The organism is Streptomyces sp. ISL-100, assembly GCF_018614615.1.
GTDB lineage: Bacteria > Actinomycetota > Actinomycetes > Streptomycetales > Streptomycetaceae > Streptomyces.
Genome location: NZ_JAGGOK010000041.1, coordinates 99,729 through 122,093, shown reverse-complemented (window position 1 = coordinate 122,093; position 22,365 = coordinate 99,729). Strand labels below are relative to the sequence as shown.

At 70.0% G+C, this 22,365-nt stretch carries 16 protein-coding genes; 5 read left to right on the top strand and 11 right to left on the bottom strand.

Annotated elements, in window-relative coordinates:
- Window positions 1-206: 206 nt before the first annotated feature.
- From ilvC to J7E89_RS18765, 5 genes are all read right to left on the bottom strand, one after another.
- A complete protein-coding gene (gene ilvC, locus J7E89_RS18785) occupies window positions 207-1,208 on the bottom strand; it encodes a ketol-acid reductoisomerase (protein WP_214974911.1) in 1,002 nt (333 codons plus the stop codon).
- A gap of 125 nt (window positions 1,209-1,333) precedes the next feature.
- Window positions 1,334-1,861, bottom strand: a complete 528-nt coding sequence (gene ilvN, locus J7E89_RS18780; RefSeq protein ID WP_028813778.1) for an acetolactate synthase small subunit — start codon at window positions 1,859-1,861, stop codon at window positions 1,334-1,336.
- Between the two features lie 26 nt (window positions 1,862-1,887).
- The gene (locus J7E89_RS18775; RefSeq protein ID WP_214975129.1) at window positions 1,888-3,747 is read right to left on the bottom strand and encodes an acetolactate synthase large subunit; all 1,860 of its coding nucleotides are present in this window, start codon (window positions 3,745-3,747) and stop codon (window positions 1,888-1,890) included.
- Window positions 3,748-3,955: 208 nt separating this feature from the next.
- A complete protein-coding gene (locus tag J7E89_RS18770; RefSeq protein WP_214974909.1) occupies window positions 3,956-6,976 on the bottom strand; it encodes a bifunctional diguanylate cyclase/phosphodiesterase in 3,021 nt (1,006 codons plus the stop codon).
- Between the two features lie 345 nt (window positions 6,977-7,321).
- The gene (locus J7E89_RS18765; protein WP_214974907.1) at window positions 7,322-8,260 is read right to left on the bottom strand and encodes a 2-hydroxyacid dehydrogenase; all 939 of its coding nucleotides are present in this window, start codon (window positions 8,258-8,260) and stop codon (window positions 7,322-7,324) included.
- Between the two features lie 75 nt (window positions 8,261-8,335).
- On the opposite strand from J7E89_RS18765, the gene J7E89_RS18760 reads away from it, so the two are divergent.
- Complete coding sequence (locus J7E89_RS18760) at window positions 8,336-9,328, top strand: aldo/keto reductase (protein ID WP_214974905.1); 993 nt, start codon at window positions 8,336-8,338, stop codon at window positions 9,326-9,328.
- Window positions 9,329-9,484: 156 nt separating this feature from the next.
- Window positions 9,485-10,666 (top strand): sorbosone dehydrogenase family protein, encoded by a 1,182-nt coding sequence (locus J7E89_RS18755; protein WP_214974903.1) that lies wholly within the window; start codon window positions 9,485-9,487, stop codon window positions 10,664-10,666.
- 72 nt (window positions 10,667-10,738) lie between these two features.
- Here J7E89_RS18755 and J7E89_RS18750 read toward each other — a convergent pair whose 3' ends face one another.
- From J7E89_RS18750 to J7E89_RS18725, 6 genes are all read right to left on the bottom strand, one after another.
- Window positions 10,739-13,855, bottom strand: a complete 3,117-nt coding sequence (locus J7E89_RS18750) for an AAA family ATPase (RefSeq protein ID WP_214975126.1) — start codon at window positions 13,853-13,855, stop codon at window positions 10,739-10,741.
- Between the two features lie 92 nt (window positions 13,856-13,947).
- On the bottom strand, window positions 13,948-14,133 hold the full coding sequence (locus J7E89_RS18745; RefSeq protein ID WP_214974902.1) for a hypothetical protein: 186 nt from the start codon (window positions 14,131-14,133) through the stop codon (window positions 13,948-13,950).
- A gap of 171 nt (window positions 14,134-14,304) precedes the next feature.
- Window positions 14,305-14,958: a hypothetical protein gene (locus J7E89_RS18740; RefSeq protein ID WP_214974901.1), complete on the bottom strand. Its 654-nt coding sequence runs from the start codon at window positions 14,956-14,958 to the stop codon at window positions 14,305-14,307.
- 35 nt (window positions 14,959-14,993) lie between these two features.
- Window positions 14,994-15,551 carry a GNAT family N-acetyltransferase gene (locus tag J7E89_RS18735; RefSeq protein ID WP_214974900.1) on the bottom strand — a complete coding sequence of 186 codons (558 nt, stop codon included), beginning with the start codon at window positions 15,549-15,551 and terminating at the stop codon, window positions 14,994-14,996.
- A 15-nt stretch (window positions 15,552-15,566) separates the two neighbouring features.
- Entirely contained in the window at window positions 15,567-17,786 is a 2,220-nt protein-coding gene (locus J7E89_RS18730; protein ID WP_214974899.1) for an MMPL family transporter, read from the bottom strand.
- Window positions 17,787-17,968: 182 nt separating this feature from the next.
- The gene (locus J7E89_RS18725; protein ID WP_374196834.1) at window positions 17,969-20,119 is read right to left on the bottom strand and encodes a phosphocholine-specific phospholipase C; all 2,151 of its coding nucleotides are present in this window, start codon (window positions 20,117-20,119) and stop codon (window positions 17,969-17,971) included.
- Here J7E89_RS18725 and J7E89_RS18720 point away from each other — a divergent pair.
- The 3 genes from J7E89_RS18720 (at window position 20,006) to J7E89_RS18710 (ending at window position 22,193) form a co-directional block, all read left to right on the top strand.
- Complete coding sequence (locus tag J7E89_RS18720; RefSeq protein WP_214974896.1) at window positions 20,006-20,425, top strand: recombinase family protein; 420 nt, start codon at window positions 20,006-20,008, stop codon at window positions 20,423-20,425. The genes J7E89_RS18725 and J7E89_RS18720 overlap by 114 nt on opposite strands.
- Before the next feature lie 588 nt (window positions 20,426-21,013).
- The gene (locus J7E89_RS18715; protein WP_214974894.1) at window positions 21,014-21,298 is read left to right on the top strand and encodes a hypothetical protein; all 285 of its coding nucleotides are present in this window, start codon (window positions 21,014-21,016) and stop codon (window positions 21,296-21,298) included.
- A 466-nt stretch (window positions 21,299-21,764) separates the two neighbouring features.
- A complete protein-coding gene (locus J7E89_RS18710; protein WP_214974892.1) occupies window positions 21,765-22,193 on the top strand; it encodes a phage major capsid protein in 429 nt (142 codons plus the stop codon).
- Window positions 22,194-22,365 lie beyond the last annotated feature (172 nt).

The following is a 22,365-nucleotide window of genomic DNA, read 5'->3' as shown; positions in this document are numbered from 1 at the left end:
GGCGGTGGAGGGGCTAGCCGCGTGGAAGACGCACGACGCTGTGGGCCTGACGCGTATATGTATGGAAGCAGTCTAGTGGCGCCCGGCACTCGGTCTTCCGCCTCAGCGTAAGATCACCCGTCCGTGGCTGGACGTTCTGTCCAGTTGTGCTTTCCGGTGGTGCACGAAGGGCCGCGGCGATACGCCGCGGCCCCCGTGTCCGAGGCTTACGCCTCTTCGTTGTTGACCCAGCTCATGAGCTTGCGGAGCTCCTTGCCGGTGGTCTCCAGCAGGTGCTCGGAGTCCTTCGTCTTGTACTCGTCGTACTTCTTCAGACCGCCGTGGTACTCGTCCATCCAGTTCTTGGCGAACGTGCCGTCCTGGATCTCGGCGAGGACCTTCTTCATCTCGGCCTTGGTCTGGTCGGTGATGATGCGGGGGCCGGTGATGTAGTCGCCCCACTCGGCGGTCTCGGAGACCGACCAGCGCATCTTCTCCAGGCCGCCCTCGTACATGAGGTCCACGATGAGCTTGAGCTCGTGGAGGCACTCGAAGTACGCGATCTCCGGCTGGTAACCGGCCTCGGTCAGGGTCTCGAAACCGGCCTTGACGAGCGCCGACGCACCGCCGCAGAGCACGGCCTGCTCACCGAACAGGTCGGTCTCGGTCTCCTCGGTGAAGGTCGTCTTGATGACGCCCGCGCGGGTGCCGCCGATGGCCTTGGCGTACGAGAGGGCCAGCGCGAAGGCGTTGCCGGTGGCGTCCTGCTCGACGGCGGCGATCGCCGGAACGCCACGGCCTTCCTCGTACTGACGACGGACCAGGTGGCCCGGGCCCTTCGGGGCGACCAGGGCGACGTCGACGCCGGCCGGGGGCTTGATGAAGCCGAAGCGGACGTTGAAGCCGTGGGCGAAGAACAGCGCGTCGCCGTCCTTCAGGTTGCCCTTGATGGACTCCTCGTAGACCTGGGCCTGGATCGGGTCCGGGATCAGGATCATGATGACGTCGGCCTCGGCGGAAGCCTCCGCCGGGGTCACCACGCGCAGACCCTGCTCCTCGGCCTTGGCCTTGGACTTGGAGCCCTCGTGCAGACCGACCCGGACGTCGACACCCGAGTCACGGAGCGACAGCGCGTGGGCGTGGCCCTGGCTGCCGTAACCGATCACCGCGACCTTGCGGCCCTGGATGATGGACAGGTCGGCATCGTCGTCGTAGAACAGCTCGGCCACTGGGATTCTCCTTGAGTGCTGGTTGTGCGTCCCACCGTACGGCGGGGTGCGGAATGAAGGACTTTGGGTCTCGCTATGCGAGCAGATCGGCACAGGGCTGTGCGAACAGCGCGACCGGAGCTTGGTCAGGCCGAGCGGTCGAGGGCGCGCAGGCTGCGGTCCGTGATGGACCGGGAGCCCCGCCCTATGGCGATCGTTCCGGACTGGACGAGCTCCTTGATGCCGAACTGCTCCAGCATCTTGAGCATCGCTTCGAGCTTGTCGGCGCCGCCGGTGGCCTCGATGGTCACGGCCTCCGGGGAGACGTCGACCGTCTTGGCGCGGAACAGCTGGACGATCTCGACGATCTGCGAGCGCGTCTCGTTGTCGGCCCGCACCTTCACCAGGACGAGTTCACGCTGGATCGCGGCGCTCGGCTCGAGTTCGACGATCTTCAGTACGTTGACGAGCTTGTTCAGCTGCTTCGTGACCTGCTCCAGCGGCAGTGCCTCGATCACGTTCACCACGATGGTGATGCGCGAGATCTCGGGGTGCTCGGTGGTGCCCACCGCGAGGGAGTCGATGTTGAACCCGCGGCGGGAGAACAGGGCCGTGATCCGCGCGAGGACGCCCGGCTTGTTCTCGACCAGGACGGAGAGGGTGTGCTTGGACATGGGCTTGAAGTCTCTCTCTCGTCTGCTCAGTCGTCTTCGTTGTCGCCGAAGTCGGGGCGCACCCCGCGGGCGGCCATGACCTCGTCGTTGGAGGTGCCTGCGGCCACCATCGGCCAGACCATGGCGTCCTCGTGCACGATGAAGTCGACCACGACCGGGCGGTCATTGATGGCATTTGCCTCGGCGATGACCTTGTCCAGGTCGGCCGGGTCCTCACAGCGGATCGCGTGGCAGCCCATGGCCTCGGACAGCTTCACGAAGTCCGGGATCCGGGTACCGGCGCTCGGCTGCTTGCCGTCGGCGTCCGGGCCGCTGTGCAGCACGGTGTTGGAGTAGCGCTGGTTGTAGAAGAGCGTCTGCCACTGGCGGACCATCCCGAGCGCGCCGTTGTTGATGATGGCGACCTTGATCGGGATGTTGTTGAGCGCGCAGGTGGTCAGTTCCTGATTGGTCATCTGGAAGCAGCCGTCGCCGTCGATGGCCCACACCGTACGGTCCGGCATGCCGGCCTTGGCGCCCATGGCGGCCGGGACGGCGTACCCCATCGTCCCCGCGCCGCCGGAGTTCAGCCAGGTGGCGGGCTGCTCGTACTGGATGAAGTGCGAGGCCCACATCTGGTGCTGGCCGACGCCCGCGGCGTAGATGGTGCCCTCGGGGGCGAGCTGGCCGATGCGCTGGATGACCTGCTGCGGCGAGAGCTGGCCGTTCTCCGGCAGGTCGTAGCCGAGCGGGTAGGTGTCGCGCCAGCGGTTGAGGTCGTTCCACCAGGCGGTGTAGTCGCCGGTGTTGCCCTCGGTGTGCTCGGCCTGGACGGCCTGGACGAGGTCGGCGATGACCTCGCGGGCGTCACCGACGATCGGCACGTCCGCGGCGCGGTTCTTGCCGATCTCGGCCGGGTCGATGTCGGCGTGGACGATCTTGGCGTACGGGGCGAAGCTGTCCAGCTTGCCGGTGACGCGGTCGTCGAAGCGGGCTCCGAGGGCGACGATCAGGTCGGCCCGCTGCAGCGCGGTGACGGCGGTGACCGCTCCGTGCATGCCCGGCATTCCCACGTGCAGCGGGTGGCTGTCGGGGAAGGAGCCCAGCGCCATCAGGGTGGTGGTGACGGGGGCGCCGGTGAGCTCGGCGAGGACCTTCAGCTCGGCGGTGGCGTTGGCCTTCATGACGCCGCCGCCGACGTACAGCACGGGGCGCTTGGCCTGGACGATCAGCTTGGCGGCTTCGCGGATCTGCTTGGCGTGCGGCTTGGTGACCGGGCGGTAGCCGGGCAGGTCGTGGCTCGGCGGCCAGCTGAACGTGGTCTTCGCCTGGAGGGCGTCCTTGGCGATGTCGACCAGGACCGGGCCCGGGCGTCCGGTCGAGGCGATGTGGAACGCCTCGGCGATGGTGCGCGGGATGTCCTCGGCCTTGGTGACCAGGAAGTTGTGCTTGGTGATCGGCATGGTGATGCCGACGATGTCCGCCTCCTGGAAGGCGTCCGTGCCGATCGCCTTGGAGGCGACCTGGCCGGTGATCGCGACCATGGGGACGGAGTCCATGTGGGCGTCGGCGATCGGAGTGACCAGGTTCGTGGCGCCGGGCCCCGAAGTGGCCATGCACACGCCGACCTTGCCGGTGGCCTGCGCGTAGCCGGTCGCCGCGTGACCGGCACCCTGCTCATGGCGGACCAGGACGTGGCGGACCTTCTTGGAGTCCATCAGCGGGTCGTACGCCGGCAGGATGGCGCCGCCGGGAATGCCGAATACCGTGTCGGCCCCCACTTCCTCGAGGGAGCGGATGAGCGACTGGGCGCCCGTCACGTGCTCGACAGTGGTGGCGTGGTGTCCGCCGTTGCGGGGCCGCGGCTGCGGATGGTGGGCCCCGGAGGCCTGCTCGGTCATCGGCATTCTCTTCTCGAAGCTGAGGGTCATTTTACGAGGGTTTGGGAAGTGCCAGTGCAACAAAAAACCCCCCGTGCCGTGAGGCAAGCGAGGGGAGCGCGCCGGTGCGGTCTGCAGAGCTGCGTGTACGTGCTCTGCTTCAGCCGACGCGCTTTCCAAGTACGAGAATTCGGGTGCGCATGGCACTGACCCTCCCTCCGGCGCCCCGCGCCTGTCAAGTAGGTGGGACGGGCGTCTCACTATTTGAGCGCAATGGAGGACGTGTGATCGTTTCGCTCCCGTTCGCGCCCACATGACGTACGGGAAGCGATCCACCCGATCCACCTGCGAGAACGGACAGGGCCGGGGCCGCCGCCGTCCCGCCCGGCACGGGGAACTCGCCGCGCACCAGCGCCCGCCGCAGCCGGTACTCGTCGAGCGGCCCGGAGAAGGCCATCCCCTGCCCGTGCGTGCACCCCATGGCGCGCAGGGCGACCACCTGCTCCGGCACATCCACACCGTCCGCCACGGACTGCATCCCGAGGTCGCAGGCGATCCGCAGCAGCCCGCTAGTGATCTTGTGCAGCCGGGCCGACTCGACGACGCCCTCGACCAGTCCGCGGTCCAGTTTCAGTACGTCGATGGGCAGCCGGCGCAGCGCGTTGATCGCGGCGTACCCGCTGCCGAAGCCGTCCAGCGCGATTCGCACGCCGAGCCTGCGCAGCGACACCAGGCGCCGCTCCAGCTCGTCGAAGGAGATCCGCGGGTCGCTGTCGGCCAGCTCGACGATCAGCGAGCCCGAGGGCAGGCCGTGCCGCGTGAGGAGCGCCTCGATGGAGCCGAGCGGCAAGGACTTGTCCACCAGCCTGCGGGCCGAGAGCCGGACCACGACCGGCACCTCGTGGCCCGCCCGGTTGCGCTCCGCCGCCTGCTCGACCGCCTCTTCGAGGAGCCAGCGGCCGAGCTCCGCGGTGCGGGCGCCCTCCTGGGAGTCACCGGTGTCGGCCACCCGCAGGAACTCGGCGGGCGTGAAGAGGATGCCCTGGGTGGAGCGCCAGCGGGCCTGGGCGGCGACGGACGCCACCTGGCCGGTCGCCAGGCTGACCACCGGCTGGTGGAGCAGCGCGAACTCGCCGTCGTGGAGCGCCGTGCGCAGCCGGGTGGCCAGTTCTGTCCTGCGGACCACCTCGGCCTGCATCTGCGGCGCGTACAGCTCGACCCGGTCCTTGCCGGCCGCCTTCGCCCGGTACATGGCGAGGTCGGCGTTGCGCATGAGGTCGGTGGGGGTGACGCCGGGCTCGGCGAAGGCGACCCCGATTGACGCGGCGACGCGCACCTCGTTGCCGTCGATCCGGTACGGCTGGGACAGCGTGAGGCGCAGCCGGTCGGCGATCTCGTGGACCTGGCATTCGCGGGCGGCCTGGTCCCTGGATCCCTCACCGACGATCAGGGCGGCGAATTCGTCGCCGCCGAGCCGGGCCGCGGTGTCGCCCGCGCGCACGGAGTCCTGGAGGCGGCGGGCCGCCTGGATCAGCAGCTCGTCGCCGGCCTGATGGCCGATGGTGTCGTTCACCGCCTTGAAACCGTCGAGGTCGATGAAGAGCACGGCCGTACCGGGATCGCCGACACGGCGGCCGTTGAGGGCTTGGCGGACCCGGGCGGTGAACAGCGCCCGGTTGGGCAGGTCGGTGAGCGGATCGTGCTCGGCGTTGTGCTGGAGCTGCGCCTGGAGGCGGACCCTTTCCGTCACGTCCCGGCTGTTGAAGATCAGGCCGCCCTGGTGCCGGTTGACGGTGGACTCGACATTGAGCCACTCCCCCGTACCCGACTTGAAGCGGCATTCGATGCGGGTGGTCGGCTCCTCGGCGGGAGGCGCGGCCAGAAAGCGGCGTACCTCGTGGACGACTCTGCCGAGATCCTCCGCGTGGATGAGGGAGGCGAGCTCGGATCCGATGAGCTCCTCCGCCTCGCGTCCGTAGACGCCGGAGGCGGCCGGGCTGACGTAACGCAATATGCCGGTCGGAGCGGCGATCATGATGACGTCGCTCGATCCCTGCACCAGGGAGCGGAAGTGGTTTTCCTTCTGCGCCAGTTCCTGGGTGAGGGAGATGTTGTCGAGGAGCATGATGCCCTGGCGGACGACCAGGGCGAGCACAACCGTGCAGCCGGTGAGGACCACCACCCGGTCGGGGCGGCGGCCCTCGATGACGTTGTAGAGGATGCCGAGCGTGCAGACGGCGGCGGCGAGATACGGCGTGAGGGCAGCCAGTGAGCCGCCGATGGGACGGCTGGCCGGGTTGCGCGTGCCCGGGTTGTGGCTGCCCGGGTTGTGGGGGCCCACATTGCGGGGGCCAGGAGGGTGAGTGCCCGGCTTGCGGCTGCCCGGAGTGTGCGTGCCTGGAGTGTGGGTGCGTGGATTGTGGCTGCCCCGGTTGTACGGAGCACCCTCCCCCCACTGCTCCGCGCGGCGCGCGCCCCAGGGTGCGTAGGCAAGGAGCAGCGAGCCGGCGAACCAGCCCGCGTCGAGGAGCTGGCCCGAGCGGTAGTTCTCACGCAGCAGCGGCGAGGTGAACAGCGCGTCGCACACCACGGTCATGGCGAGGGCTGCGATGGCGGTGTTGATCGCGGTGCGGTTGGCGTTGGAGCGCCGGAAATGCAGCGCCAGCACCATGCTGACCAGCGCGATGTCGAGCAGCGGGTATGCCAGGGACAGCGCGGCGTGGGCCGTGCTCTCGGCCTGGAAGTCGGCGGTGTGCGCGAGAGCGAGGCTCCAGGAGAGCGTGAGCAGCGAGCCGCCGATCAGCCAGGAGTCGAGCGCGAGGCAGACCCAGCCGGCCCGGGTGACGGGGCGCTTGGCGAGGACCAGCAGGCCGACGATGGCGGGCGGCCCGAAGCAGAGGAAGAAGAAGTCGGCGGAGGAGGGCGAGGGGACCTCGCTGCCCAGCACCACTTCGTACCAGCCCCACACGGCGTTCCCGCAGGCTGCCATCGCGGAGGAGATCGCGAACAGCAGCCAGGCGGGCCGAAACCGGCTCTCCCGCGCGCGTGCGTAGAGGAAACAGGAGATCGCGGCGATCAGGGCGGCGACAGCCAGGCCGAAGTCGCCCATGATCAGGGCGATCTGGGCGGAGCCCCAGCCGAGGGCCGAGCCGACGGCGTAGGCGCCGCAGACCAGGGCGAGGACGAGCTGCGAGAGCAGCGTCGTCCCGCTGCCGGGCACCTGCTGCCGGGCGATGAGCGCTCCGGGGGCACTCACCGGGCCGCCCTGGTACGCGGCGCGCCGGGCGCCCGGGGGACGGAGAGCCGCTGTGGGGCGGGGAGCAGCCGGGGATCCGGCCTGTCCGCCGGATCGCCCGTGAGTTGTCGCCGGTGGCCCCGTCGCGTCGGATCCTTGGTCCATTCGCCGTGCATCGCCCGTCGCCCCCCTCACAGTCCGGTCGCTCCCCAGCGCCGTGATATCGCGCGGCGCAGCCCCTTGGTCCGGACGATACACCAATTCAGTCACTCAGGGACATACTCCCTCTACTCTGCGTGACGGCTCAGGTGGTCGACGGCACGCCGCGCATTCGGGTGGCTTCGGAGTGTGTCCGCCGGGCGGCTGTCAGTGAGTGGTGAGGACGATGTTGCGCAGCGGCTCTCCGGCGGCGAAGCGGGTCAGCTGGTCGGCCATCAGGCGCTTGGCGCGGGGCATGAACGCCGAGGTGCTGCCGCCCACGTGCGGGCTGATGAGGAGGCCGGGCGCGTGCCACAGGGGGTGGCCTGCGGGAAGCGGCTCGGGGTCGGTGACGTCGAGGGCGGCTCGCAGCCGGCCCGATTCCAGCTCGGCGATGAGTGCCTTGGTGTCGACAACGGGGCCGCGGGCGACGTTCACCAGCAGCGACCCGTCCTTCATACGGGACAGGAAGTCGGCGTTCACCAGGCCCTGGGTGGCCTCGGTGAGTGGGGTGGAGAGAATCACGACGTCGGCGGAGGGCAGCAGTCCGGGCAGGTCGGCCAGTGGATGCACAAGGCCGCGCGCCGTTGTACGGGCGGAGCGCGCGACGCGCGCCACCCGCGCACACTCGAAGGGCGTGAGCCGGTCCTCGATGGCGGCACCGATCGAGCCGTAACCAACGATGAGGACGGACTTGTCGGCCAGCGCGGGATAGAAGCCGTCCCGCCATTCCTCCTTGTCCTGGCCGTGTACGAAGCCGGGGATGCCGCGCAGCGAGGCGAGGATCAGCGCGAGGGCGAGCTCGGCGGTGCTGGCCTCGTGGACGCCGCGGGCATTGCACAGGTGCACTCCGGCGCTCAGGTCCCCCAGGCCGGGCTCGACGTGGTCGATGCCGGCGGAGAGCGTCTGGACGGCCCGTACGGACGTCATCGCGGCGAGCGGACGCACCGCGATCTCGGTGCCCTTCATGTACGGGACGACATAGAAGGCGCAGTCGGCGGGATCGGCGGGAAAGTCCTGGCCACCGTCCCAGAAGCGGTAATTGAAGCCCTCGGGGAGGCCTTCTATTTCGGCAGCGGGGACGGGGAGCCATACGTCGGAAGTCATGGTCCCGAGGCTATGCGAAGGGTGACCGAGTACAGAGGTTAGTTTTGGGAGCGGCAGAGGGAGGGGTACGGGGAGTTGGAGCGCAGGACAATCGGTGCGGCAGCGCTCGAAGTGGGCGCGATCGGACTCGGATGCATGCCGATGAGCTGGGCGTACACCGGCTCGCAGCAGCGCGGGGACCGGTCGCTGCGGACCGTGCACGCGGCGCTCGACGCAGGGGTCAGCCTGCTCGATACGGCTGACATGTACGGACCCTTCACCAATGAGCTGCTGCTGGGGCGGGTGCTCAGGGAGCGGCGCGCCGATGCCTTCGTCTCGACCAAGTGCGGGCTGCTGGTCGGCGATCAGCACATCGTCGCCAACGGGCGCCCGGGATACGTGAAGCGGGCGTGTGACGCCTCGCTGCGGCGGCTGCAGACGGATGTGATCGATCTCTATCAGCTGCACCGGCCGGATCCGGAGGTGCCGGTCGAGGAGACGTGGGGCGCGATGGCGGACCTGGTGCGCGCGGGAAAGGTGCGGGCGCTCGGCGTGTGCGCGGTGGGGGCGCGGGCGGCGCGGCGACCCGGGGCGCGGATGCATGACGGAACGATTCGTCAGCTGGAGCGGGTGCAGCAGGTCTTTCCGGTGAGCGCCGTGGAGGCCGAGTTGTCGGTGTGGTCGCCGGAGGCGCTGGCGGCGCTGCTGCCGTGGTGCGAGGCGCGGGGTATCGGCTTTCTGGCCGCCATGCCGCTGGGCAACGGCTTCCTGACGGGGACGCTGAAACCGGGGCAGGGCTTCGAGCCGGACGACGTACGGGCCAGGCATCCGCGCTTCACCGCGGAGATGATGGCGGCGAACCAGCCGGTGGTGGCGGGCCTGCGGCGGGTCGCCGAGCGCCACAGCGCGACGCCGGCGCAGGTGGCGCTGGCATGGGTGCTGGGGCGCGGCCGCCAGGTGGTACCGGTGCCGGGGACGAAGCGCGAGCGGTGGGCGGTACAGAACGCGCGGGCGGCGGGGCTGCGGCTCACGGGCGACGACCTGGCGGAAATCGCGGGGCTGCCGCCGGCGCGGGGCTCGTGGGACTGACTGCGGGGGGGGGGCGGCGCGCGGGTTGCCGCTGCGCGGGGCTTTCCCGCCGCAGGCAACCCGCGCGCCGGGCTGATGCAGAAGGGAACCTCCGGCGCACGAGCGGTGTATGAAGAGTGAGAGCCGCTGCCGGCGACGACGCCGGCCGTCGAAGGGATGCGTAACGTGCAACGTCCTGCTGTGACAGCTGTGGTGGCTGCCGCCGTTCTCCTTCTCACCGCGGGATGTTCCGGCGCGGACGGGAACGGGCCGGCCCCGACGGCCACACCGACCGCCGGCACCGCGTCGCCATCGGGTGACGCGTCCAGGCCCGGCTCCGGATCCCGCGCCCAGCCGCCGCCCGCGAAGGGCTCGGTCAAGGTGGTGGGCACGCTCACCGAAGACCTCAAGTCCCCCTGGGGGCTCGCCCCGCTGCCGGACGGCGACCTGCTGGTCTCCTCGCGCGACGAGGGGACGATCACCCGCGTCGACGGCGAGAGCGGCCAGAAGACCGAGATCGGCACGGTCGCGGGGGTCGCGCCGGCCGGAGAGGGCGGGCTCATGGGCCTGGCCATCTCGCCCGACTTCGCCTCGGACCACATGGTCTACGCGTACTTCACCACCGAATCCGACAACCGCATCGCCCGCCTGCTGTACGACGAGAAGAAGCCCGCCGGGCAGCAACTCGGCGCGCCGGACACCATCTTGAGAGGCATCCCGAAGGGCACGGTCCACAACGGCGGTCGAATCGCCTTCGGCCCGGACAAGATGCTTTACGCCGGGACGGGCGAGACGGGCGACACGGGGCTGGCGCAGGACAAGAAGTCGCTGGGCGGCAAGATTCTGCGGATGACCCCGGACGGCGAGCCGGTGCACGGCAATCCGGAGGCGGACTCGGTCGTCTATTCGTACGGACACCGCAATGTGCAAGGTCTGGCCTGGGACAGCGAGAAGCGGCTGTGGGCGTCCGAGTTCGGCCAGAACACCTGGGACGAGCTGAATCAGATCCGCCCCGGCGAGAATTACGGCTGGCCCGAGGTCGAGGGCAAGGGCAGCAAGGAGGGGTTCGTCGACCCGGTCGCGCAGTGGAAGACGTCCGAGGCCTCGCCGAGCGGGATCGCGTACGCCGCGGGATCGATCTGGATGGCGGGCCTGCGCGGCGAGCGGCTGTGGCGGATTCCGCTGGACGGGACGAAGCCGGTGGCCGACCCGGAGTCGTTCCTGACCGAGGAGTACGGCCGGCTGCGCACGGTGGTGGCGGCCGGCGGCGACAAGCTGTGGCTGGTCACCAGCGAGACGGACACCCGGGGCACGCCGGAACCGGGCGACGACCGGATCCTGAACCTGGAGGTGAAGTAGGCCGGGCCCGGGACGACGTCGGGGACGGAGACCCGGGGCAGGGGCCTATAGGCCTCGCTTCGGGGAAGGTCGTCATCCGGCCGCCTGGGGCTGGTCCTGCGCGTCGGTGAAGAGCCTCAGCCGGTGCGCCAGGGCGGCGGCCTCGCCCCGGCCCGAAACGCCCAGCTTGGCCAGGATGTTGGAGACGTGGACGCTCGCTGTCTTGGGTGAGATGTAGAGCTCCTCGGCGATCTGCCGGTTGCTGCGGCCGGCCGCGACCAGGCGCAGTACGTCCTGTTCGCGGGGGGTCAGGCCGAGCGACGCGGCCGGGCTCGCGGTGAGCACCGGCACCTCGGGCGCCCGGGTGTCCAGCGAGAGGCGGGCGCGCTGGGCGAGCAGCGCGACGCTCTCGGCGAGCGGGCGGGCGCCCAGGTGTTCCGCCGCCGCCCGGGCGAGGCGAAGCAGCTCGGCGGCCCGCTCGCGCTCGTCGGCGTTCAGCTCGCGAAGGCTCACCGCACCGGCCTCCACCACGGCCGCCCCGGCGTCGCTGCCGCCCGTGGTGGAGGCGGCGAGCAGTGCCTCGGCCCAGCGCAGGCGGGCGCGGGCCAGGTCGTACGGGCGCTCCAGGGCCTCGAAGGCGGTGACGACGTCGGCCCAGTCGTCGGGCCCGGCGTTGCCCTCGGCCCGGCGCAGCTCGGCGCGGACCCAGCGGTCGTAGGCATGCCACAGCGGCGCGGGCGTGGCGAGCCGCTTCGCTCCGGCGCGGATCAGCTCCAGGGCCTCGGTCCGGCCCGCCTCGGCCGCCGGGAGGCCACGCGCGTCGGCCTCGGCGGCGGCGGCTTCGGCCAGCAGGGGCCAGGCGTAGCGGTGGGTTCCGAGGGGGAAGCCGGTGGAGGTGGCCCGCGCGAAACCGGCGCGGACGTCCAGGATGCGGCCCCGGGCGGCGGCGAGGGTCAGGCCGGCCGTGTGCACCGGCAGGTCGTGCTGGGGCATCGGGTCGTGGCTGCCGAAGTACGCCCGGGCGGCCGCCAATCGCTCTTCCGCTTCGGCCAGTTCGCCGCGGGCCCGCGCCACGTCGGCCTGTATCCAGGCGCCGGCGCCGCGTGGCTTGGCGCTGGGCACGGACGCACGCTCGATGCACACGGCGTGCTCGACGGCCTCGCTCCAGCGGCCGAGGGAGACGAGCGACTCGGCGAGATTCCCGCGGACCCAGGCTTCGCTGTCCGGGAGGCCGAACTTCTCGCAGAAGGCGACGCCCTCCCGCGCGATGCGGACCGCCTCACCGGAGCGTCCCACGGACTCCAGATGGGAGGGCAGGTTCACGTGGACGCGGGCCGCGACGCTGGCCATGGCCTGCTCGACCGCCTGCTCCTTGACGGCGTACAGCATGGTGAGGCCGCCCTCGATGTCCCCCGCGTCGACCATCAGGCCGCCCAGCGTGGTCCGCGCGGTGAGTTCGGTGGCCTTGGCTCCCACCATGCGCGCGTACTCCACGGCCTGCTCGGCGGCGACCAGGGTGTCCGGGCCGGGCTCGTGCAGCATGCCCCAGCCCGCCACCTGGGCCAGGACTTCGGCGTGCACGGCGGACGGCGGCAGACCGCGCACGAGGTCCCGAGCGGCGGCGAGCTCGGCCCAGCCGTCCCCCCGCGCGAGGTTCGATATCAGCCTCGCGCGCTGGACCCAGAACCAGGCCTCACGCAGAGGGTCGCCCTCGCCCTCCAGGAGCCGCAGCGCCTTCTTGGCTATCTTGAGCGCCCGTTCCCGCTCGCCGCCGAACCGGCCGGCGACGGTGGCTTCCGCCATGAGGTCGAGGAAGCGCAGCGGCGTGGTCGCGGGGTCGCAGCCGCAGGGCGGGTAGACCTCGGCGTAGTCCAGGGGCCGCAGCACGGCGCGTACGTCGGCGGGAGCGTCGTCCCACAGCTCCATCGCGCGCTCCAGGAGGCGCAGTTGCTCGGCGTAGGCGTGACGGCGGCGGGCCTCCACGGAGGCCTTCAGTACGGCGGGGAGGGCCTTGGCGGCGTCGTGCGCGGCGTACCAGAAGCTGGCGAGACGCGTGGCGTACTCGTCGGTCCGTACGAGCGAGGGGTCGGCCTCCAGCGCTTCGGCGTACCGCCGGTTGAGGCGGGAGCGCTCGCCGGGCAGCAGATCGTCGCTGAGCGCCTCGCGCACGAGGGAGTGGCGAAAGCGGTAGCCGTCGCCGTCCGGGGTCGCGAGGAGCAGGTTGGCGCCCACGGCGGCCCGCAATGCCTCGATCAGATCGTCCTCGGGGAGCTGTGCGACGGCGAGCAGCAGCCGGTATTCGACGGTGGAGCCGCCTTCGGCGACGATCCTGGCGACCTTCTGGGCGTCGTCGGGCAGCGCTTCGACCCGTACGAGCAGCACGTCGCGCAGGGAGTCGCTCAGGCCCGTGGTACAGCCGGTCCCGATGCACGAGGCCAGTTCCTCGACGAAGAACGCGTTCCCGTCGGAGCGCGTGAACACCTCTTCGACCAGGGCCGTCTCGGGTTCGGCGGCGAGGATTCCGGTCAGCTGGCGGTGCACTTCCAAGCGGTTGAAGCGGGACAGTTCGATGCGCCGGACGGTGCGCAGCCGGTCGAGTTCGGCCAGGAGGGGCCGCAGCGGGTGGCGGCGGTGGATGTCGTCCGCGCGGTAGGTGCCGACGACGACGAGGCGCCCGCGCCGCAACGTGCGGAAGAGGTACGCGAGGAGGTGGCGCGTGGAGGTGTCGGCCCAGTGCAGGTCTTCCAGGGCGAGGACGACCGTACGGTCGGCGGTGATGCGCTCCAGGAGGCGGACGGTCAGCTCGAAGAGGCGCGTCATGCCGTCTTCGCTGTGCTGGTCGCGGGTGGTCTCGCCGAGCTCGGGCAGCAGCCGGGCCAGTTCGCCCTCCTGGCCCGCGGCCGCGGCGGCGACCTCGTCGGGCAGCCTGCGCCGCAGGGCGCGCAGGGCGGTGGAGAACGGTGCGAACGGCAGTCCGTCGGCGCCGATTTCGACGCAGCCGCCCACCACGACGACGGCGTCCTGGGCGCAGGCTGCCGCGAAGAACTCCTCGACGAGCCGGGTCTTGCCCACCCCGGCCTCGCCGCCCACGAGCAACGCCTGCGGCTCGCCCGCGGTGGCGCGGGCGAGCGCATCGGTGAGCTGGGCCAGTTCGCCGGCGCGGCCGACGAACACCGGGCTGACGGACCTGGTTTCCACATCGCTGAGCATCGCACAGGGGTCCGACATCGGGGCACCCGCAGGGGAAATCACCAAGGGCACGACAGTCATTTCGTGTCCCTCACGCCGCCGTCAGGCCGCCGTCACGCGGCCCGTGCGAACCGGTTGCGCAGCGAACTCACCGGCCCCTCGGATGCGTTCTGCCCGGACGCGCGGGCGGCGCGGCGGTTGGCCCTGCGGGCCTTGGCGGCCTGCCGTGCGAGGCGCTCGGTGGCTGCCAGGCGGATCAGTTCGGCCGCGTGCTGCTGCTGGATCTCGTGCTCGAACACGGTGTGCTCCCTGGTGGGTTGTTCGTTGAGGTCGCTTTCTGCGATGCCTCAACTTTCGTTTCCCAGGGGCCCCCTGCGCATCGGGAGAGTGCCGCATCTTGGCAGCACGAAGGGCCTTAGGGGCGTACGCGCACGGGTGCGTACGCCCCTAAGGCCCTTGGTCGGTATGCCTTACTGGCCTGCTCCGGCGCCCGTTCCCGCCGTAGGCGGCGTAGGCATCGAGGCGAAGAGGTCGAGGTACATCCCGGCGGAGACGAGCAGCCCCAGGACGCCGAGGGCGACGCCCGCCCAGGCGAAGGAGCGGACCCACGGGGACTGCTCGCTCGTGCCGGGCGTACCGAAGAGCGGGCGGGCCAGCACGCCGACGGCGACGACGAGCGCGAGCAGCGCGAAGCCGCCGTTGACGAGGGCGGTCATGTGCCAGCCGTTGCCGTACAGCGCGGCGACCTGGTCGGCCGGGCTGTCGGTCTGCTTGGTCCCCAGCTGGCCGATGAGCGTCTCGCGCTCGGCGGCGACACGGCTGGTCCAGGTCCCGGTGAGGGCGGCGAAGCCGAGCACCGTGGAGACCACGGCGGCGGCGCCCGCGCCGACGCCGGAGGACGAGGCGCGCGGGGCCTCGTCGAGGTCGTCGGCATAGTCGTCGGCGTCGCCGTCGGCCTCTGCGAGGCTGTCCGCGGCCTCGGTGCCCCCCACCGTGACGTCGTCCTGGTCAGCGGCCTTCTTGATGTCTACTGCGGCGCTCTCGTCGCCCTTGTCGGGCGCGCCTGCGGTGGCGGCGGCCTCGTCGGCTGCTTCGTCGGACTGGGTGCGGGCTGTGGCTGTCATACGCCGCACGCTAGGTGCCGTTTCTGAGAGCTTTCTTAACGCCCCTCGCGCCACTCCCGTGCCAGCACCGACCAGACCTCGATGTCGTGCCGTACGCCCCGATAGGGGTTGCTTTCGCGCAGTACGCCGTCCCGCGTCATCCCCAGCCGCTTCGCCACATTGATGCTCGCGGTGTTCCCGGAGGCCACCAGCCACTCCACGCGGTGCATCCCCCGCTCGTCCACCGCCCAGTCGATCAGCTTCCGCGTGGCGCGCGTGATCAGGCCGCGCCCCACCGCCGCCTCCTCCAGCCAGCAGCCGGCCTCGCAGTTGCCCGCCGCCGCGTCGAAGGTCCGGAAGAGGACCCCGCCCACGAGCGTGCCGTCGAGCCAGATGCCGTAGATGCGGCCGGCGTCCGCGGCCTGCTTCTCGGCGTACAGCTGGAGGAAGGCCCGCGCCGAGTCGAGGTCGGTGGCGGCCGCCGCGAGCCCGATGTACTGGCCGATGTACTCGCGCCCCCGGTCCATGTGGGCCAGGAATTCCCCGGCCTGCCACGGCTCCAGGGGGCGCAGCGCCGCGTCCTCACCACTGTCACCCAGCTGTATCGCGAACATCGAGCTCCCCGCCTGTTATGGCACGAGCTCCTGGGACTCTTCCGACGTGCCCGTGCGCTGTTCCTCGATCTTGCCATGCGCTGTAAGGCACTCGGGGGGTTCGATGCTGATTCGCGGCAGCCACCGGTCGAGCCGCTTCGGCAGCCACCAGTTCGCGCCGCCCAGCATGTGCATCAGGGCGGGCACCAGGAGCGTACGGAGGACGAACGCGTCCAGGGCGACGGCCGCCGCGAGCGCGATGCCGAACATCGCGATCACGCGGTCGCCGCTGAGCACGAAGGCCAGGAAGACCGAGATCATGATCACGGCCGCGGAGTTGATCACGCGGCTGGTCTCGGCGAGGCCGACCCGCACCGCCCGCCGGTTGTCACCGGTCTCCAGCCACTCCTCGTACATCCGGCTGACCAGGAAGACCTGGTAGTCCATCGACAGTCCGAAGAGCACCGACACCATGATCACCGGCAGGAACGGCTCGATCGGCCCCGCGCTGCCGAGCCCCAGCAGCTCGCTCCCCCAGCCCCACTGGAAGACGGCCACGACGACTCCGAAGGAGGAGGCTACGGCGAGGACGTTCATCAGGGCGGCCTTGAGCGGGATGCCGACACTGCGGAAGGCGAGCAGCAGCAGGGCGCAGCCGAGGGCGATCACGACGCCGACGAAGAGCGGCAGCTTGCCGATGATGACCTGGGCGAAGTCGTCGTAGCTCGCGGTGACCCCGCCGACGTACACCTCCAGCGAGGTGCCCTGCTCGGCCTGCGGCAGGACGCTGTCGCGCAGCCGGTCGACCAGGTCGCTGGTGTCCTTCGACTGCGGCGACGACTCGGGTACGACGGTGAGTACGGCCGTGTCGCCGGTGTTGTTGTACGTCACCGGGCTGACGGACGCCACACCGTCGGCGCTGCGCACCGTGCCGGCGAGCGCGTCCATCGCGGCGCGGTCGTCACGGCCGTCGACCTCGGCGACGAGGGTCAGCGGGCCGTTGCTGCCGGGGCCGAAGCCGTCGGCGATCAGGTCGTACGCCGATCGCGTCGTCGAGGACGCCGGGTTGTTGCCCTGGTCGGAGGTACCCAGGTGGAGCCCCAGCGTGGGCAGCGCGAGGACCAGCATGACGACGGCGGCGACCGCGCCGAGCAGCTTGGGGTGGCGCTCGACGAAGGCGGACCAGCGGGCGGCGAAGCCGGTGGGCAGCTCGGGCTGCGGGCCGTGTTCGGTGAGCTGCCTGCGTTCGCGGCGGCTGAGCGCCCGCATGCCGATGAGGGAGAGCAGGGCGGGCAGCAGGGTCACCGAGGCGGCGACGGTCAGGACGACGGTCAGCGACGCGGCGATCGCGACGCCGTTGAGGAACGACAGGCGCAGTATCAGCATGCCGAGCAGGGCGATGCAGACGGTGGCGCCGGCGAAGACGACCGCGCGGCCGGTGGTGGCGACCGCGTTCGCCGCCGAGTCGGCGACGGACAGGCCGCGGCGCAGCCCCTTGCGGTGCCGGGTGACGATGAACAGGGCGTAGTCGATGCCGACGCCCAGCCCGACCAGCATGCCGAGCATCGGCGCGAAGTCGGCGACCGTCATGACGTGGCCGAGCAGTACGGTGCCCGCGTACGCCGTGCCGACGCTGACCAGGGCGGTCGCTATGGGCAGCAGGCTGGCGGCGAGCGAGCCGAAGGCGACGAACAGAACGACGGCCGCTACGACGACGCCGACGACCTCGCTGAGGTGCGAGTCGGGGGCCTCGGTGAGGCCGATGGCGGTACCGCCGAGCTCGACCTGGAGCCGATCGGTCTCCGCGTCCTTCGCGGTGTCGACGAGTGCCTGTGCGCGCGGCTGGAGGACGTCGTCGGCCTGCGCGTCGAAGGTGACGGTGGCGTAGGCGGTGTGCCCGTCCTTGCTGATCTGCGCGGCGCCCTCGCGCTCGTACGGGCTGGCGACGCTCGCCACGCCCGGGAGGTCCTCTATGGCGTCGAGCGTCCGCGTCATCGACTGCTCGACTCCGGCGGCCTGGACGGTGGTGTTGCCCGCGGTGTGCCAGACGATGGTGTTGCTGTCGCCGCCCCTGCCGTCGAATCCGGCGTCGAGGAGGGCGGTGGCGCGGCCCGACTCGGTGCCCGGCACCTGGTAGTCGTTGGAGTACGCCGAACCTGCGACTCCGGCGGCTCCGGCCACCGCGCCGAGCGCGAGCAGCCAGAGCAGGACCGATGCGAAGCGGTGCTTGACGCACCACCGGGCGATTGCTGCCAACGGACTTGCTCCCTGGGTGGTTCGTGGATCTTTACCGGGAACAAACCCGCAAAGAACTCAAGACCTACGATCAGCAACTTTGACAGCCAAACGTGATCCTTTGTCCCATTCGTGTGCATAGTCACAGGAACCGCGGGAGCCAGGGGCACAGCTCCCGGGCTCCCGCGTACCACCCGGCGTAATCAGCCTGAGACGCTCGCGCGCCCGTTCTCTATGTGCCCCATGAGGCGCCTGCGGAAAGCGTCATCACCCGTAACGGTGATCGCCAAGTCGTACCACCCGTGCGCGTCGGCTGCGGAGTGCACCACGGTGCGGCTGCGGCCCGGCTTCACGGTGACCTGGCGGGGCCGGCCCTCGTCGAGGCCGGCGCCGTCGGCGTACGCGAGTGTCCGCACCGTGAAGGTCAGCGGCGTCCTACCCCTGTTGACCAGGGTGAGGTGCAGGTCACGGTCGCGTGCGTCGAGGTACGAGGAGACCTCGGCGACGCCCGTCTTCGTACCGGCGAACTCGCGGCGGAAGCCGTTCGGCCCCGTGATCGTGAAGCGGTAGGCGTCACGCGTAAGGGGTACCGCCCACTGCGCCGTGCCTCTTACATCCCGGTGCTGCGGAATGGCGAACTCACCGGCGTACGGGTAGAGGGCGAAGTGCGCGCTCGCGCGCCCCGTATTGCTGAGCGCGACCTTGAAGGCGGTGTCGTCAACCTTGCCGTGCGCGTCCGGCTGGTACGGCAGCGGGCGCGCGGGCCGCCTCCCCTCCTCCTGTACGGGCATGTTCTGCACCAGCGGCGGAACGGGCCGCCAGCGGCCGGTGAACGGCGGTATCGCTCCGGGCTGCTCCACCGAAGGCTGCCGGCGCCCGCGCTTGAAGTCGAACGCCGAGGTCAGATCGCCCGTGACCGTGCGCCGCCAGGGCGTGATGTTGGGCTCCTCTATGCCCGTCCACTGCTCCAGGAAGCGGATCACGGAGGTGTGGTCGAAGACCTCGGAGCAGACGTACCCGCCGACGGTCCACGGCGAGACCACCAGCATCGGAACCCTGATCCCGAGCCCGGTGGGACGCCCCTGCCACCGCTCGTCGGTGTTGTCGGCGGGCGGCACGGGCGGCGGCACGTGGTCGAAGAAACCGTCGTTCTCGTCGTAATTGATCAGCACGACGGTGTGCCGCCACACATCCGGATGCGAGCCGAGCGCGTCCAGCACCTTGTAGACGAGCGAGGCGCTGGCGATCGGCGAGGACGAGCCGGGGTGCTCCGAGTCGAGCGCCGAAGGCACCAGGTACGACACCTCGGGCAGCGTGCCCGCCGCCACGTCGGCCCGGAACTGCTCGGCGAGGCTGCCGGTCTCTCCTCGCCGCAGGCCGCGCTCGAAGAGAGAGCGCTCAGCCTTTGTCAGCGTGGCCACGCCCTCCTCCAGCGCGGCGAGCAGCTTCTCTCGTTCGGCGGCGTCTGCGTTTTCGTCGGCGGCGCGCACCTCGGCGTAGAACGCCTCCATGTACGTGAAGCCGCCGGGGACCTTCGCGAGGGCCTTGCGGGCGATCTTCTTGAAGACCGTGAAGAACTCGATGTTGTTGTCGGTGAAGTTCTCCCACTCCTGGTACGTCTTCCAGCTGCGCCCCGCGTTCTCCAGCCGTTCGGCGTACGTCGGCCACGGGTAGCCCGGGTGGGTGCCCTCGGCGTACGCCGCATTGGTGACGGCGCGGCTGCCGTCGGCCTCGTTACCGGTCCACCCGCTCCACAGATGGTTCCGGTTGGGGCTCGTCGACGTATGGATGGAGGAGTGGTAGGCGTCGCAGATGGTGAAGGTGTCCGCGAGCTCGTAGTGCAGCGGCAGGTCGCGGCGGTCGTAGTACGCCATGGTGGCGGCGGTCTTGGCCGACACCCACCCGTCCATCCACCCCTGGTTCCAGGCCTTGGCGCCGCCGCCCCACGAGTGGTCGAGGTCGCCGATGTACTGGAGGTCCTTCTTCTGGGCCTCGGCCGCGTCCCGGACGGGGAAGGGCAGCACGGTGCGCGCGGGCCCGGGCTGTTCGAAGACCGGCTTCCCCGACGGCAACTCCACCGCATTGCGGTCACCGAATCCGCGTACTCCGCGCAGGGTCCCGAAGTAGTGGTCGAAGGATGGGCGAAGCCTCCTGCAGGTCCCTCCTGACCTGGGAAAACGGCTGTCACGCCCCCCAGTGAACAGGCGGGACACGACACCGTCTGTAGGAGCGCGCCCGACATGAGCACGGCCACGACCATGACCGACCCCGCCAAGCTGGTTGACCTGTACTGCCGCAAGTCCAAGGAACTGGGCGAGGACGACCCCCGCCAGGAGCTGTCCACTGACTCCCAGGAGATGCAGGGACGGCGCTGGGCGGCCCGCGAGGGACTGACCGTCCGCAAGGTGTGGACAGACATCGCGTCCGGCTTCAAAGAGAACGTGATCCGGAACGATTTCGACAACGCCCTGTCTGCGCTGGCGGCAGGTGAAACGGGCACGTTGTGGTGTTTCACCCTGGACCGCTTCAGCCGCAAGGGCGCAGAGGACCTGTTGAAGGTCATCGGTAAAACCCGCGTGTGGTTCGAGCTGGAGCACCTGGACTCTATGAACCCGTTCGACCGTGAGCGGATCATCACGGAGCGGCGGAGACGGAGATGAAGCGCGACCTTATCCGGCTCGCCATCGACCGCGTGACGGTAACGCGTGCTCCGTACCGGGGTGCGAAGTTCAACGGTGACGCGCGCTGTGCAATCGCTTGGGCCGAGCCCGAGTTGACGCGCTAGCCGCCGCGTAAGCGGTCCCGTGCGCCCTCTCAGGCCCCGGTGAGGCTCCGGCCCGCCGGGGCCTTCGCGTGCCGGGTGGGCCCTGCGCAAGGCAATGGAGCGTGGCGGCCAGGGGCCCCAGCCGGATACCTCTTCGATGGCTGCCCGGCTGCTCTGAGACACACACCACACCGGAGAGGGTCCCAGGGCAGGAAAACTGCCCGGGGACCCTTCTTCTCTATACGCGTATGTAGAAAGAAGGGTCCCCGGGCACTTTTTGTGCCCCCTGACCTTGGGCGGGACCAGCTCCTGGCGGAGGGCTCCCCCGGCGGGGTGTCACGGCCCCCAGTTAATAACACCAGTAGGCGCCTGCACTTACGAGTGGAGCGCACACCTACCCCGGCGGCACCGGGTGCGTATCCCGCGCAATAAATGGCCACACAACCTCGCGTTCCGATTTCCCATCGGATCGCGGGGTTTTTCTGTGCCCAAAAACAACACGCCCCCGGAGGGCCCTTTGATCCTCGACCGCATTAACCTGACCCGCCGTCTTATCGCCGCCCTCGGTGACGCCCTCCATCTGGCGCACGAGAACGGAGCGCATGACCTGGCGTCCGACTTCTACGCCCTCCGCGACAAGGCGGCCCGGGACCTTGGTGAGATGGTGCGCAACGCCTTCAACAACGGTGGGATTTCCGAGGTAGAGGCCCGTTCCGCTATGCGGCCGATCTACTCGGCAAAGAACGAGACGGACGGTGCCGGTGCCTGAGACCGAGCCGAGCAGCACGCCCCCTGAAACTTCCGCAAATTCCGAGACTGACGAGCCATCGGAAGTGGATCGCCTCCGGGCCGAGCTGGCGGAGATGAAAGAGGCCCGAGAAAGGCTAGACGCGGAGCACGCGGAGCGGAAGCACCAAGAGGCCCTGGACGCCCTTCTGCGCCGCTATGACCGAGCGTCGAAGGAAAATCCTCCAGCCCCTGGCCGGCGAGCTGTCTATGGAGCGTCTGGAGTCTCTGGCGGCAGCAATTCACAAAGCAGTACATGAGGCGAGAAATCCGCCCGGCATGGGGCGCGGAGGGCTCACCCCAAACAGCGAGACAAAGCAGGTCTCTTGGGATTCCGTGTTCCGTCGCCACCGCGAGGAGCGGGCCCAGGGACGCATGCAGACCACATTCCGCACTGGCGACCGCTGAGCGGCACTCTTTCCACTCTTAGATAGGGCAACAGCTTGTCTATGTTCACGACCGCCACAGGTGCGGCAGCCTTCACCCCGGATGACTATGCAGCCCTCATTGTCCAGCCTGTACAGGGTCAATCCGTGGCTCTCCAGGTGGCCACTACCCTGACGACCGACTCCACTCGAATGCACATTCCCGTCATCGTTGACGACGGCGGTGCGGCATGGCTGAGTGAAGGCGCAGAGATCCCGATTGAGGATGCGGAGCTGGGTGAGGAGATTGTCACCCCGGCGAAGGTGGCGGGCCTCCGGGTTATCTCTTCCGAAATGGCCGAGGACTCCAGCCCTGCCGCTCAGAAGGTGGTGGGCGATGCCCTGGCGCGGGCCATATCCCTCCAGCTCGATTCCGCGTTCTTTGGAAATCTCGCCAGCCCGGCACCCAAGGGCCTGTCAGGTGAAGCTCACGGCGTGACCAGGAACGGCTGAGAGTCCGCTCACTGAGGAGTCAGGGGGTGGCTATGACCCCCTTTGGAGCGGCCGGGACATCGAAACGTGATACCGGCTCTGTCTCTGTACGGGTTCCAGGGTCCGTCAGGCCCCACGCGTGATTACGCCGCGTGCCCTGTGACCTGGCGAAACGCCCCCCGGAGCCCCCGGA